13 protein-coding genes and 1 pseudogene are annotated in these 12204 nt (G+C 31.2%); 6 read left to right on the top strand and 8 right to left on the bottom strand.

The features are described from left to right. The first annotated feature begins 74 nt into the window (after window positions 1-74). The 3 genes from ACE193_RS18455 (at window position 75) to ACE193_RS18445 (ending at window position 1469) form a co-directional block, all read left to right on the top strand. Window positions 75-200, top strand: coding sequence for a hypothetical protein (locus ACE193_RS18455; protein WP_375559691.1), 126 nt, complete (start codon window positions 75-77; stop codon window positions 198-200). A 7-nt stretch (window positions 201-207) separates the two neighbouring features. Beyond that, complete coding sequence (locus ACE193_RS18450; RefSeq protein ID WP_375559690.1) at window positions 208-762, top strand: hypothetical protein; 555 nt, start codon at window positions 208-210, stop codon at window positions 760-762. 158 nt (window positions 763-920) lie between these two features. Next, entirely contained in the window at window positions 921-1469 is a 549-nt protein-coding gene (locus tag ACE193_RS18445; protein ID WP_375559689.1) for a hypothetical protein, read from the top strand. A 135-nt stretch (window positions 1470-1604) separates the two neighbouring features. Here ACE193_RS18445 and hflX read toward each other — a convergent pair whose 3' ends face one another. The 3 genes from hflX to rsfS all read right to left on the bottom strand — a co-directional run bounded on the left by hflX (window position 1605) and on the right by rsfS (window position 5838). Next, window positions 1605-2855 carry a GTPase HflX gene (hflX, locus tag ACE193_RS18440; protein WP_375559688.1) on the bottom strand — a complete coding sequence of 417 codons (1251 nt, stop codon included), beginning with the start codon at window positions 2853-2855 and terminating at the stop codon, window positions 1605-1607. Between the two features lie 250 nt (window positions 2856-3105). After that, a complete protein-coding gene (ftsH, locus tag ACE193_RS18435) occupies window positions 3106-5133 on the bottom strand; it encodes an ATP-dependent zinc metalloprotease FtsH (protein ID WP_375559687.1) in 2028 nt (675 codons plus the stop codon). A 330-nt stretch (window positions 5134-5463) separates the two neighbouring features. Further along, window positions 5464-5838: a ribosome silencing factor gene (gene rsfS / locus ACE193_RS18430; protein WP_375559686.1), complete on the bottom strand. Its 375-nt coding sequence runs from the start codon at window positions 5836-5838 to the stop codon at window positions 5464-5466. A gap of 244 nt (window positions 5839-6082) precedes the next feature. Here rsfS and ACE193_RS18425 point away from each other — a divergent pair, with 244 nt between their 5' ends. Further along, a complete protein-coding gene (locus tag ACE193_RS18425; protein ID WP_375559685.1) occupies window positions 6083-6934 on the top strand; it encodes a biotin--[acetyl-CoA-carboxylase] ligase in 852 nt (283 codons plus the stop codon). A gap of 380 nt (window positions 6935-7314) precedes the next feature. After that, on the top strand, window positions 7315-7881 hold the full coding sequence (locus ACE193_RS18420) for a transposase (RefSeq protein ID WP_375559684.1): 567 nt from the start codon (window positions 7315-7317) through the stop codon (window positions 7879-7881). 75 nt (window positions 7882-7956) lie between these two features. On the opposite strand, the gene ACE193_RS18415 is transcribed toward ACE193_RS18420, so the two are convergent. Next, window positions 7957-9078: a transposase gene (locus ACE193_RS18415; RefSeq protein WP_375559008.1), complete on the bottom strand. Its 1122-nt coding sequence runs from the start codon at window positions 9076-9078 to the stop codon at window positions 7957-7959. A gap of 104 nt (window positions 9079-9182) precedes the next feature. On the opposite strand from ACE193_RS18415, the gene ACE193_RS18410 reads away from it, so the two are divergent. Then, window positions 9183-9836: a hypothetical protein gene (locus ACE193_RS18410; RefSeq protein ID WP_375559683.1), complete on the top strand. Its 654-nt coding sequence runs from the start codon at window positions 9183-9185 to the stop codon at window positions 9834-9836. Between the two features lie 86 nt (window positions 9837-9922). Here ACE193_RS18410 and ACE193_RS18405 read toward each other — a convergent pair whose 3' ends face one another. From ACE193_RS18405 to ACE193_RS18390, 4 genes and pseudogenes are all read right to left on the bottom strand, one after another. After that, a complete protein-coding gene (locus ACE193_RS18405; RefSeq protein ID WP_375559682.1) occupies window positions 9923-10669 on the bottom strand; it encodes a Fic family protein in 747 nt (248 codons plus the stop codon). 2 nt (window positions 10670-10671) lie between these two features. Then, window positions 10672-11238 (bottom strand): annotated as a pseudogene (locus tag ACE193_RS18400) (IS630 family transposase); the annotation flags it as partial. 31 nt (window positions 11239-11269) lie between these two features. After that, entirely contained in the window at window positions 11270-11713 is a 444-nt protein-coding gene (locus ACE193_RS18395; protein WP_375558679.1) for a helix-turn-helix domain-containing protein, read from the bottom strand. A gap of 35 nt (window positions 11714-11748) precedes the next feature. Beyond that, the gene (locus ACE193_RS18390; protein ID WP_375559681.1) at window positions 11749-12159 is read right to left on the bottom strand and encodes a Fic/DOC family N-terminal domain-containing protein; all 411 of its coding nucleotides are present in this window, start codon (window positions 12157-12159) and stop codon (window positions 11749-11751) included. Window positions 12160-12204 lie beyond the last annotated feature (45 nt).

The following is a 12204-nucleotide window of genomic DNA, read 5'->3' as shown; positions in this document are numbered from 1 at the left end:
ACTCTTATTTTCCTTCTTTTAAATTTGTTTTTGTAAGTTTAAAAGAAGGATTTTTTGGTTTAATTTTAAAGATTATGATTTATTCAAAATTCACTCAAAAAGGAGAGTTTGATATTAGTGGACTTTCTACTGGTTTGTATTATATAAGTATTCGCTCTCAAATAAATGGATTACATTCCATTACTATTCACGTTAAATAAATTATTTATGAAAAAGCAAATTATAATCCTACTTGCTATATTAAGTATGCTAGTGAGTAGTTGTAGTAAAGATGAAATTCAACTTAGTAAAAACTATTTTGGAACAGTAGAAGTTTTGAAAAGTGGGCAGAAATGGAAACCACTTATATATGCCTCTGTTAATGTACAAGAGTCACAGTATATACAACTAGAAATGGCTATTTATGATAAAAAAAATATTGCGAGAGAAAGACTACGCTTTTATATAATTTCAAAAAAAGAAGGTTATAATGCTGTTAAGAGTAATGAAATAATACCAGATGCTGATAATGAGAATAATATCAGATTTTATTCTAGTTATTATACATATGCTGCTGATGGAGATGTAGGTTGTGACATTTATTCTGTGGCTGATTCTACTGAAAATGCAGGGAATGTTACCGTTACTAAGTATGATGATGAAAGTGGTATTATAGAAGGCACATTTGAAGTCACTTTAGTAAAAGAAAGTAGTTGTAATCCTAATGCCCCTGATACACTTCATTTTACAGAAGGCGTTTTTTCTACTAAAATACAAGATTAGTTTTTTGTGTTTGTCCTTCTTCTATCTTTTTTTTAGGGTAGAAGAAGGATTTTTCTTAAAAATATACAAAAATGAAATATTCAAAACTCATTCAAGTCAGTATTCATTCTCAAATAAATGGATTGCACTCTATTACTATTCATGTTAAATAAAAAAAAATGAAAAATCTAATTTTAATGCTGCTCTCTATTTTAGGTATCTTATTGAGTAGTTGTAGTAAAGAAGAAATCCAACTTAACAGGGATTATTTTGGAACTATAAAAGTTCTAAAAATTGGGAAAGAATGGAAACCTCTAATATATGCTTCACACAATACAAAGGAAAAGGAGTATGTTGTTTTACACATAGAGAAACTTGATGAACGAAATTTCGTCAGAGAAGGTTTATATCTACATAGAATTGCTAAAAAAATAGGATATAATGTTATTAAAAGCCAAGAAAAGATAGAAGATTTTCCATATGTAAATAATATCAGACGTTCTTCTAGCTACTATGTAACTAATATAGATGTAATTTGCAGTTCTTATCAAGTAGCTGATTCTACTGAAATGGCAGGATTTGTAAATGTGATTAATTATGATGAAAGTAGTGGTAAAATAGAAGGTACATTTGAAGTAACTCTAATAAAAAAAGAAAGTTGCGACACAAATGCACCTGATACACTTCACTTTACAGAGGGTGTTTTTTCTACTAAGATACAGGATTAGTTTTTTGAGTTTTTCCTTATTCTATGCTTGTTTTTGAGAGTAGAAGAAGATTTTTTACTTCATAAGCTACATTGAGTAGAACTCTAAAACAAAAATGTCAGTTCAATTTTTTATGATTGAACTGACATTGTGTTTTTATTCTTCCTCATCTTGATTATCAATTATTCCATAATCTTCTTTATCAAAATCTTTTGCTTCAGCATAATAATTTGGACGAACATAATTAGGATAAATCTGAAAATGACGAGCTGCAATAAGTTCGATTAATTTTTCTTTTAGTTCTTCAATATTTTCATTATTTGCAGCCGAAACAAAAACAGTGTTCTTTGTATCACTTCCCAAATAAGAATCTTTGAGTTCTTCCAAGGTTGGAGGACAAACTAAATAATTCTGTCCAACAGTAACATCATGTTTGTAAGCATCAATTTTATTGAAGACCAAAAGTGTAGGTTTGTCGGATGCTCCTAATTCTTTGAGTGTTTCTTGTACAACCTTAATATGCTCTTCGAAAGCTGGATGAGAAATATCGACCACATGAATCAAAACATCAGCTTCTACAATTTCTTTTAAAGTAGATTTAAAACTTTCGATAAGCATGGTAGGTAGTTTTCGAATAAAACCAACCGTATCAGAAAGTAAAAACGGAATTCCTTCCCAAAAAACTTTACGAACTGTAGAATCAACAGTAGCAAAAAGTTTGTTTTCAGCAAAAACATCAGAACCACTCAAAATTTGCATCAAAGTAGATTTTCCAACATTGGTATAACCCACCAAAGAAACACGTACCACTTTATGACGCTGTTTGCGACGAGTTTCGTCTTGTTTCTCTATTTTTTTGAGTCGCTCTTTCAAAAGCGTAATTCTATCTCTAACAATACGACGGTCAGTTTCGATTTCTTTTTCACCTGCTCCACGCTGTCCTACACCACCACGCTGACGAGAAAGGTGAGTCCACATATTAGTTAATCTAGGCAAAAGGTATTGATAACGAGCCAGTTCTACTTGTGTACTTGCTTGTGAAGTTTGCGCTCTATGCTTGAAAATTTCTAAAATAAGTGTACTTCTATCAAAAACTTGTTTGTTTTCGAATTCTTTACCTATATTTCTAACGTGGCGAGGCGAAAGTTCGTCATCAAAAATAACAGTATCAATATCTTTTGCAGCCATATAGTCTTGAATTTCTTCAATCTTTCCCTTTCGTACAAAAGTAGTTGTATCAGGAGTGTCTAGTCGCTGCGTAAAACGATGCACGCATTGAATGCCCAGCGTTTCGGCTAAAAATTCTAATTCATCTAAATATTCTTGTGATTTTTGTAAGGTTTGTGTTTGATTTACAATTCCTACCAAAACGGCCGTTTCGGGTTTTATAGTTGAGGTTTCTAACATATATATATTGTGAAGGCTAGTGTATGCGTTTTAATCTTATTAAATAATGAAACTTGTTTTTTTTGAGTTTTGTTTGCTTTTACAAAAAAATGATAATTCATATAAAACTAAAACTTAATAAATTTAGTTTCATTTTACGAATTTTTGGAGAAATAAAGTTTGAGTTTCTATATTTTTTTGAATCAAGACAAAAAAAAACCTTAGCTAAAATTATTCTAGCAAAGGTTTTTTGATTTTGATGGATAAGTTTTTATGTCAGAGGATCTAAATTTCCTTCCAAAACATCATCAAATCCATTTTTTGTATGTTTTTCGTAATTTGTTGGTTTATCAAATGGACGTTTGCCAATCAATTTTTCCAAATCACTTTGAAATAATACTTCTTTTTCTAAAAGCTCTTTTGCAATTACTTCTAGTTCGTTTCTATGTTCGGTTAGTAATTCTTTAGTAAAAATATAAGCTCTTTCTACCATTTCTTTTACCTCTTCATCAATAACTTGGGCTGTTGCATCCGAATACGGTTTGCCTGCAAAATCCGAACGCTGTGCATCATAAAAAGAAACATTACCTACTTTAGCATTCATTCCATAAACAGAAACCATACTATAAGCCATTTTTGTAATTCTTTCAAGGTCAGATAAAGCTCCTGTTGAGATTCTACCAAAAATAATATCTTCGGCTGCACGTCCACCTAAAGCCATACACATTTCGTCGGTAAGCTGTTCGGTTGTGTAAAGGAATTGTTCTTTTGGTAAATATTGAGCATATCCTAAAGCTGCAATTCCACGAGGAACAATCGAAACTTTAACCAATGGATCAGCGTGTTCTAAGAACCAACCTGCCACTGCATGTCCTGCTTCATGGTAAGCAACAATTTTCTTTTCTTCTGGAGAAATGATTTTATTTTTCTTTTCTAATCCACCAATAACTCTATCGATAGCATTTTCAAAGTCAATCATTCCTATTTCTTTTTTGTTTTCACGAGCAGCAATCAAAGCAGCTTCGTTACACACATTGGCAATCTCAGCACCTGCAAATCCAGGAGTTTGAGCAGCTAATTTTTTTGCATCTATTTCAGGGGCAGTTTTTAAAGGTTCTAAATGAACTTTGAAGATTGCCTCTCTTCCTTTAATATCTGGCTTATCAATACTGATTTGTCTATCAAAACGACCGGGACGCATCAAAGCACTATCCAAAACATCTGGACGGTTGGTAGCTCCTAAAATAATAACACCTGCATCGGTAGAAAATCCATCCATTTCTACTAAAAGAGAGTTCAATGTATTTTCACGTTCATCATTCGACCCTGGTTGTTTTCCACCACCACGAGAACGACCAATCGCATCAATTTCATCAATAAAAATAATACAAGGAGCTTTTTCTTTTGCTTGTTTGAACAAATCACGTACACGAGCAGCACCAACACCCACAAACATTTCTACAAAATCAGAACCCGAAAGTGAGAAAAACGGAACACCAGCTTCTCCTGCCACAGCTTTTGCAAGCAATGTTTTACCAGTACCAGGAGGACCTACAAGCAGAACACCTTTAGGAATTTTGCCACCAAGCTCTGTATATTTTGTTGGCTGACGAAGAAAATCTACTACTTCTTCTACTTCTTGTTTTGCTTCATCTAATCCTGCAACATCTTCAAACGTAATTTTGACTTTACTTTCACTATCAAATAAAGAAACTTTTGCTTTTCCGATATTAAATATCTGTCCACCAGCTCCTCCACCTGTCATGCGACGCATCAAGAACCAAAAAGCTACCAAAATAAGAATCAAAAATCCCCAAGTAAAGATTACACCACTAAAATCAGCATCTTGACCTACATCATATTTTATACGTTTGTCAGCAGGCAAATCAGCTTGAAGTTTATCAAAATCTTCTTTAAAACTTTCTCCACTCGTTATATTTAAAAAATAGTGAGGAGGTTTTTCTACTATTGCGCCAAAAGGATTTTTTTGCTTTAGTTCGTTTGCATATTTTTCTTTTTTGAGGGCTTCTTCGGTAAGTGTAAGTTCTACAATATTTTTATTTGTAATTAATTTTACACTTTCTATATCCCCAGCACGAGCCATTTTATCAAAATCCTGTTCGTAAGTTTTGACTGTCGTACTTTGGTTGAGATACCATGCTCCTAATATCAATGCAATCAAAAGACCTGACAACCAAATTTGGTAGTTGCCTCCAGTTCCTTTTGGGATATTGTTACGCATCGAATTTTTTGGATTTTTGGTATCCTTTGTTTCTTTACTGTCTTTTTCTGTAGCCATTATAAAAAAGTATATAAGTAGTATAATTATAAGGAACAATTACGAATTAAAAATTACGAATTGAAAACCAGTAGGGTTTGTATAGAAAATACACAAATACGTAATTTAAAAATCTTTTGTATAATAAAGTTTGCTCCTAAGACTTATTTTTATTAAAAAATAAGTCTATTTTATATTTCGTTTGCTAATCTATGAATCTAAATTATCGGTTGTTAAACCAAAAGTTAGTTCTATTGTTTGTAATCGTTTTGTCAAAAATCTATTATTTGGGATATTTTAAAATAAATAAAATTGATTTTTGATAAATAATATTTCTTTAATTCATCAATTTTAATCCAAATCAGGAATTTGAGTAATTTTGGCATCTCCCCACAGTTCTTCTAAACCAAAACGCTCTCTTTTTTCACCTTGGAATATATGAACCACCACATCTACATAATCCATCAAAATCCATTGACGATTTTCTCTACCCTCTACGTGCCAAGGGTCTTGTTTGTATTGTTTATAGGTTTCTATTTCTACTGAACCTTTTAGTGCATCGACGTGTGTATCAGAAGTACCTGTACAAATAATAAAAAAATCTGCGATAGAATTTTTGACATCACGTAAGTCAAGAAGTGTAATTGATTTTCCTTTTCGGTCTTGAAGACCAGCCACGATAGCTTGAGAAAGCATTTGTGAAGTAACCGACTGTTTTTGAGTCATAGTGTAGATTTATGTATTTATTTAAAAAAATTAGAGGAAAGTAATTAACTTTTGATTAGCTTTCATAATTTTGGTTTTATTTTAAGTTAGATTTGAGTTTTTGATTTACAAATTGGATGAAGATTTTGTTCCAATTTTAAAATAAAAAGCAGAATCAAATTAGATTCTATCAAAAAAATTATCAAAAATTCACTTGCAAAGATAAGATATTATCAAGTAAAATTATCAAATGAATTAAATATAAATGACCAATTACAAAATTCATACAAAGGGACTCTTTATAGGACAAAACCAAATTTATCTGCCAAGCTGTCAGTCCACCAACGAAAGTTTGGCAAAACGAGTTTCAGAAAGCAAAAAAGATGTAGAAAAAAATGCACCAAATTCGATTTTTGAAGGTACACTCCTTTGGACAAACCACCAAACACAAGGAAAAGGACAACGAGGAAACCATTGGGTGGCTCAAGAAAATCAAAATCTGACTTTTTCTATTTTGCTCAACCCTACTTTTTTGTCTCCAAAAGAATCTTTTTGGATTACGATTGCTGTTTCGTTGGGTGTTCGTGATGCGTTGGAAGAAGTTTTGAAGGTTGATTATTTAGAAATGGCTGATGAGTTGATGATAAAATGGACAAATGATATTTTTGTAAATTATGAAGAAGAAGATAGAAAAATAGGAGGAATTTTGATAGAAAATCAAATTAGTTCGCAAAAAATAAATCAAAGTATTATAGGAATTGGAATTAATATCAATCAAATTTTTGATAAAATTAATACAGAAAACCGAGCTATTTCACTAAAAGAACTTACAAATAAAGATTGGAATAAAGAAGAAATTTTGACCGAAATTCTTTTTTTTATAGAAAAACATTATTTACAATTACGAGCAGGAAAAAAAGATAGTTTGAGAGCTGATTACCTTTCGCATCTTTTTCGTTATCAAGAATGGCATTATTACAAAGACAAACTAAAAAATCAAAAAATTACGGGACAAATTTTGGGAATAAACCCAGAAGGTAAACTAGCTCTAGAAATAGCAGGACAAAATGGAAAAATTACCTATTTTGAAAATAAAGAAATTGAGTTTGTGTATTAGAATTATACTTCTGTATATATTTGGTAGTGAGTAAATGAGCAAAATAAAATATATCTAAAAACAGGTGGCGTTGTAAAAAGTATGATAGGTTTATTTGTCATTGGTGGGGACACCAACCTTTAGTTTTGTAGTAGATAAAATAGATGTAATTTCTTATCTTGTATTTAAGAATTCATCTAGTAGGAAGAGAACCTATAACACCAACAAGAACTTAGATTCTATCCGTTGAATTAGTCTCTTCCTACCTTTATTCAATCTTAAACTCAAATAGTTTTCGGAGCATTTTTATTGATATAAAAATAAACTCATTAGATACGGTTTTAAGTCTGATTGAATACGATGAATTACTTTTTTACTAGCAACTTCTAAACTAACTTATTATGCATAATTATCAAAATTTTATAGGCATCGATGTGAGCAAAGACCATCTAGATATTGCTATTCTCAGAGAAGGAGAAATAGTAAATCACGAACGAATTGCTAACAACTTGAAGACACTACGAGCGTATATTCTTTCTTTTCAAGAGACGTATAAACTAGAGGAAAGTTTATTTTGTATGGAACATACAGGTATGTATATCAACTGGTTGGTACTTGCTTTGACGGAGTTTAGTTGTAATAGTTGGGTAGAAAACCCACTTCAAATCAAACGTTCTATGGGGGTCAAAAAGCTCAAAAATGACAAAGTTGATTCTAAAAATATTGCTTTTTATACGTTTCGTTTTCAAGATAAAGCTAATTTATATACTCCTTCTACTGAGGAGCTAGAAGTTTTAAAAACATTGCAAACACTACGAAGAAAGCTAGTTACTCATAGACAAGAGCTAGAAACATACGTTACTGAAAAAAGTCAATTTAGCAAAACTTCTATTCAACAACTACTGGAAGAGAGTGCTAAAACAACGTTGGAACACTTGACCCTTCGTATAGAAGAAATAGAAAAATAAATGAATCAAATTATAAAAGATGACTCTGAGCTTAAAGAACTCTATCGGCTTATACAGTACTGGACATGTGTTAATTTAGGTTGTATTTTGAGTTTTAGATTTTTGCACTAATTGGGTTATTATTTTTAATATTTTGTCTATAGAAGTAGCATAAAATACTACTTTTCCATATCCGATTCTAAAAACAGACTCGTAAAAGGATTCATTGTCTTTTTTTACTCTTTGTTTTGTTTTTACTCCTTCTAAGATACAGAGTAAAAAAGATGCAATTACTAATGCCATTAGAACACGAATTTTTCTTGGGTTTACCATTCCTAACTCCTCTAAATGAAATCCATTTGTTTTCAAATGTCTAAATAAACACTCTATTTTCCATCTGAGATAATAGATAGCACTAATTTTCTCCTTTGTTAAACGATATTTGTTGGTTAATAAAATGACAAACTTTTCACTTTCTTTTGCTGCTTGAGCATTATAAGAAATCACTATTTTTAGTTTTTTTGCAAAGTCAGTTTCAAATTCTTGGCTTACTAGTTTGCCTGATTTAGCTTTTTTAAGTAAGCTGTGGTATTTTTTAACTTCTAATTGATAATCTCCCTTACAAAGACGAATAATGTAAGTATATCCTTGTTCTTCTAAATACCTAAACCAAACTCTACCTTTATACTCTCTATCAGCTAAAATTGTAAATCTTTTTAAAAAAGGATATAACAATAAAGCCGATGCTAATAAACTTTTACGATGAGCAACAGTAGAACTACCTTTTCGTTCTAAATTGATCCAAAAAATAGGAATAGCCATTTTTCTATAAATAACACTTAAGACCAAAACATGATAGGTATATTCCCCTAATTGCCAAACACTACCATCCATAGCTAGATAGAAAATTTCTTTTTTTATGTCTTTTCTATTCAAAAAAGAGCCTATACTAAAAACTAGAATCAGCTTCCATAGTGTTTTTTGAACATAGACATCCAAAAAATAACGAGTAAGCCGTTTATAATGAGAATCAATTTGAACAGTAGGAGAATTTAAAAAAATACCTACTTGATTTTTTAATTTGTTTAGATTAACAGTTTCTTTTATCAGAATACAGCTAATAAGCAACAAAGTAGCGTGAACATAATGGATAGGAATATCTGAAAATTCCTTTGTATATTTGTTCAGCAGGACGGAATAGAGTTTTTTGGTTTTCACACTTCTAAATTAACTCTTTCTGTCCTTTTTTTGTCAAAAATTTAACTCATGTCCAGTACTATAGTGGAACAAATAAATCAACTAACACATCAAACTCCAAAAAAATGAATACACTATTCGAAATTGCAATCAACCAATCCAAAGAAGGACAGCATCAAAACTTTTTAGACACACGAGCTAAATTTGTGGACGTTTTGGGAAAAGAAAAAGCAGCTTTAAATGAAGGAAAATGGCAACCATTTTTTACAGTAATTCCCGATTTGAATGTTGAACAGGTATTAATCGGAATGACAGAGTGGAATTCTATGCAAGGATTTGGGGAAGCTGCAACACGTCTTATGCCCCAAAAAGAAGCAAAAGATTATTTTGCTAGTTTTAATCCTTTAGCTTACGCAGTCTTAGAAACTCTTGATGGAAAATCATTTGATATGGAAAGCATCAAAAAAGAAGGTTTGGTAGTAGAATTTGCTATTCGTAAGGGCAAAACTGATGATGCTTTTGGCGAAAACAGAGAAGTATTTTTTAATTCTTTGAAAAGCCATGACGGTTATAAATTTGCTCGTGAGTTTAAAGTACACAAACTCAATGAACAAGGCGTTCCGAGTTTAGCAGAAAATACACAAGCTGTTATTATTGTTTGGGAAAATCCTCTTAAATTTCAAGCAGCAGCACAACCTATTTTTGGAACTAAAGAATATCAAAATTTTGCAGCTAATTTAGATGTAGAAACCTATTTTGCTAGTTCTCCAACAAAATAAAATCCTTCCTCAAAGAGAAAGGATTTAGAATATTATTTTGAAGACGTTGCTAATGGTCGGTAATCCGACCTTAGCAATCGTCAAATCTATTTAGACAAAATTCTATATAATTCATTGTTTAGATAATAATATTTACCATCAACTACTTTTTTTTCTAAAACTTGTAAATCTGATAAATCATTTAGATATTTTCTTGATGTATTTTCAGAATAAATTCCTGCCTCTACCAAATGCGATACTTTGATAAATGGTTGTGTAAATAAAAATTCGATAAGTTTTTCTACATCTTTAAATTTTTTCTTTTTACTGATATATTCTACTATCGAACTTTTAGCTGAAACAATATCATTTACTTTGTAAAAGGTATCATTTGAAGTATATTCTATTGCCCGTAGCATAAAAAGTATCCAGTTTTTCCAACTTCCTCGCTGTGAAACTCCCATTATACCTTCATAGTAATCATTTTTGTGTGCAAGAATATATTTACTTAAAAATAATATAGGAAAATCTAATAATCCTTTATTTGTTAGATAATGAATATTAAAAATTCGTCCTGTCCGTCCATTTCCATCAGCAAATGGATGAATTGCTTCAAATTGAAAATGTGCAATAGCCATTTTTAGTAAATGGTCTATATTATACTTTTCATCATCATTAACAAAATCAATCAGATTTTCTAGTTTTTCCTCAATTATTTTCTCTCCACGAGGTGGAGTATAGATTACCTGTCCAGCATTAAGGTCTGTTCCACCTTGGCGAATTACTGTAGTTACAAAGGGTGGTCTTATCCGAGTTGTAGTCTGTTTGATTTGTTGATATAAGTAGTTAGACATAATTATCGTAACAATTTTCCTTTATATATAGTAAAATCAATTTTATACTTTTTACTATTGTATTTTTTTAGAATATTTTTTACAGCTTGATGTAAGTCTTCTTTACTCGTGAAATCTTGAGGTCTTAACCACTCTATTTTGATTTTTCTCCATAGTGTTTCTATGGGATTCAAATGTGGACTGTAAGAAGGTAAGTAGAAAATAAGTACTCCTTTCTCTTCCCATTCCTCTATTTTCTCTTCTATTTCTTTAGAAATATGCCAAGGTCCATTATCTAACACTAGAACAGTCGTTTTTTCAATTGTTTCTACAAACTGATCTATACAATCAATGATAACTTTAGAATTAATGTTTTGGGTGCTTACAAAACTGCTTAGTTCTCCACGCAAGTTAAGCAATCCAAATACATTTAAATTACCTCCCTTACTACTTTTAATGCCTACTTGTTCTCCTATTCTACACCAACCATAAGGAACATTGGGTTCTAAATTGAAGGAAGACTCATCACAAAAACGCAAATCTATACAGCCTGCTAAAAATAAAAGAATGAGAAATTCTAAACTACGTTTTTTTTCTTCATATACAACAGGGTCAGGTTTCTTAACAGTTACTTTTCTGAAGCGTTTCCAACACCATTTTTTTTTTAAGCAACCTTTTTAAAGTCTTGACTGACATAGATTTACCCAATTCCTCTTCCAATTGAGAAACAACTACTTTCAAACTTTGAGGACTGGCTTCAACTAGAGATTCTACTTTATTCATTTCTTCTTCATTATCTATACGAAGAATAGGGCGACGACCTTGTCCTTTACTCGTCTCTAATCCTGCTATGCCCTCTTTTTCATACCGATTAAACCAACGAATAACTAATTGGCGAGTAACTTGATAAAAATCCATTATCTCACTAACCTTTTTTCCTTGATGGCTTAAAAGAATGTAATGACAACGAGTACGGAAAGTTGATGATTTACCTTCTTTCCAACCTTGCTCTAAGGAAGATACTTCCTCTATACTCAAACTAATAAAACGTTTTTTTCCTCTCATAAAACAAAGATAAAAAAAATATTTAATAATTTTGTCTAACTACTTACTTGAATAAAATAGTCTTTTGTAAATGCTTTTTCTTTTTGCAAATAACCATAACCAGACCATAGAGCTTCTCTATATCTCAATACTTCTTTAGATGATGGTGTCGTTTCTGTTTCACTATTTTTTTCGCTATATGCTTTATATAGTTCATCATCGGTAGTAAAAATATTTTCAATAGCAGTAGAAGTTTTGGCTTCTTGCAGACTTATCGTATTGATGAGTAATCCTTGATTAGGTATAACGGCACTTCTTCCGTGAAGTCTTGCTAGAGCAGCCTTCGCATTTCCTAGTTTTTCAATAATTTCGACGGTCTTATAAATTTCCTCTTTTATTGGCAATAAGGGTAATCCATTCCAAGGAATATTTCTATCTGGATTTATAGAATAGAGTGGTTCTGGCATTAAAATAATTGATTTTTACCATTTGGTAGGTTTATTTAGCTCAAA

Origin of the sequence: Bernardetia aquimarina (assembly GCF_042180575.1) — a bacterium.
Lineage (GTDB): Bacteria > Bacteroidota > Bacteroidia > Cytophagales > Bernardetiaceae > Bernardetia.
Note: the sequence above shows the minus strand (reverse complement) of the source record. Positions and strands in the feature narration are given on the sequence as shown.

Bases quoted from the DNA above. Each gene is read 5' to 3' on its own strand.
- ACE193_RS18410 (WP_375559683.1), top strand. From the start codon at position 9,183: ATGAATACACTATTCGAAATTGCAATCAACCAATCCAAAGAAGGACAG.
- ACE193_RS18450 (WP_375559690.1), top strand. From the start codon at position 208: ATGAAAAAGCAAATTATAATCCTACTTGCTATATTAAGTATGCTAGTG.
- rsfS (WP_375559686.1), bottom strand. From the start codon at position 5,838: ATGACTCAAAAACAGTCGGTTACTTCACAAATGCTTTCTCAAGCTATC.
- ACE193_RS18455 (WP_375559691.1), top strand. From the start codon at position 75: ATGATTTATTCAAAATTCACTCAAAAAGGAGAGTTTGATATTAGTGGA.
- ACE193_RS18425 (WP_375559685.1), top strand. From the start codon at position 6,083: ATGACCAATTACAAAATTCATACAAAGGGACTCTTTATAGGACAAAAC.
- ACE193_RS18395 (WP_375558679.1), bottom strand. From the start codon at position 11,713: ATGAGAGGAAAAAAACGTTTTATTAGTTTGAGTATAGAGGAAGTATCT.
- hflX (WP_375559688.1), bottom strand. From the start codon at position 2,855: ATGTTAGAAACCTCAACTATAAAACCCGAAACGGCCGTTTTGGTAGGA.
- ftsH (WP_375559687.1), bottom strand. From the start codon at position 5,133: ATGGCTACAGAAAAAGACAGTAAAGAAACAAAGGATACCAAAAATCCA.
- ACE193_RS18420 (WP_375559684.1), top strand. From the start codon at position 7,315: ATGCATAATTATCAAAATTTTATAGGCATCGATGTGAGCAAAGACCAT.
- ACE193_RS18390 (WP_375559681.1), bottom strand. From the start codon at position 12,159: ATGCCAGAACCACTCTATTCTATAAATCCAGATAGAAATATTCCTTGG.
- ACE193_RS18445 (WP_375559689.1), top strand. From the start codon at position 921: ATGAAAAATCTAATTTTAATGCTGCTCTCTATTTTAGGTATCTTATTG.
- ACE193_RS18405 (WP_375559682.1), bottom strand. From the start codon at position 10,669: ATGTCTAACTACTTATATCAACAAATCAAACAGACTACAACTCGGATA.